Annotated in this window: 1 protein-coding gene; it reads left to right on the forward strand. The window is 75.3% G+C overall.

Translation table 11 applies throughout. From position 1 onward, the window contains the following. Positions 1-197: 197 nt before the first annotated feature. A complete protein-coding gene (locus EF903_RS32920; protein ID WP_125548571.1) occupies positions 198-842 on the forward strand; it encodes a TetR/AcrR family transcriptional regulator in 645 nt (214 codons plus the stop codon). The last annotated feature ends 159 nt before the right edge of the window (positions 843-1,001 follow it).

Raw genomic sequence — 1,001 nt, forward strand, 5'->3', positions numbered from 1 at the left:
GTGGTGCCGGCCATGGTGTGCTCCGGGGTCGGGCCCCGCCCGCGCCCCGGGGCGGGGGTGCGGGTGCGGGTGCGGATGGGGTGGCTGTGCCGCTGGTGCAGGGCGGGAAACGGGCGAGGGAGCGGAGCGTGCTGACACGACTCCGCCGCCCCGCTGAACTTACCCCGGGGTAAATTACTTACTGTTAATATCCGCCCATGGCAACCCCTCGCTCCAAGGCCGGCACCAAGGGCGTTCCCCGCCGGGACCGCCAGCAGCAGATCCTGGAGGCCGCCACCAGGGAGTTCGGCACCCGCGGCTACGCCGCCGCCTCGCTCGCCGCGATCGCCGCGCAGGTCGGCGTCACCAAGACGCTGCTCCACCAGTACTTCGGCACCAAGGAAGCCCTGTACACCGCCTGCCTCGTCCCGGTCGGGGAGCGCATCCTGGGCGCCGTCACCACCGCCATGGGCTCCGGAGGGACCACCGGGGAGACCCCGCTGAGGGTCCTGAACGGCATCTTCACCGCGCTGGAGGGGCAGCGCGAGGCGTGGTTCGTGCTGTACGACACGACCCTCCCGCCCGGGGGCGAGGCAGCCGCCCGCACCGCCGAGTACCGGGGGGCGATCGACCGGCTCGCGGCCGGCGGAACCGCCGACCTGCTCCGCCGGTCCGGCTCCGCCGACCCCCTGGACGCCGACGCCCTGGCGTACGTCTGGCGGGACATGGTCGCCACCCTCGTCCGCTGGTGGACCAAGCACCCCGAACAGTCGCCGGCGGCCATGACGCAGCGCTGCGCCCGCCTCTTCGCGGCCGCCGCCGCCCTCACGGCCGCGCCCGGCACCGGTGGCGGCACCCGCTGAGCGGGCCCGCCCCGGCACCGGTCGGGGCGGGCCTTCGGCCATCCCTTCGGCCGGATCCGCCCGTTGTGCGGGGCCGCCGCCGCGTGAAGACTGGGGCTCCCGGTACAGCCGAGCGGCCCCGGCCCCCCGGACGACGCCCCCAGGAGAGCGCATGGACAC

It is taken from the genome of Streptomyces sp. WAC05292 (genome assembly GCF_003949955.1).
In the GTDB taxonomy this organism is placed as follows: Bacteria; Actinomycetota; Actinomycetes; order Streptomycetales; family Streptomycetaceae; genus Streptomyces; species Streptomyces globosus.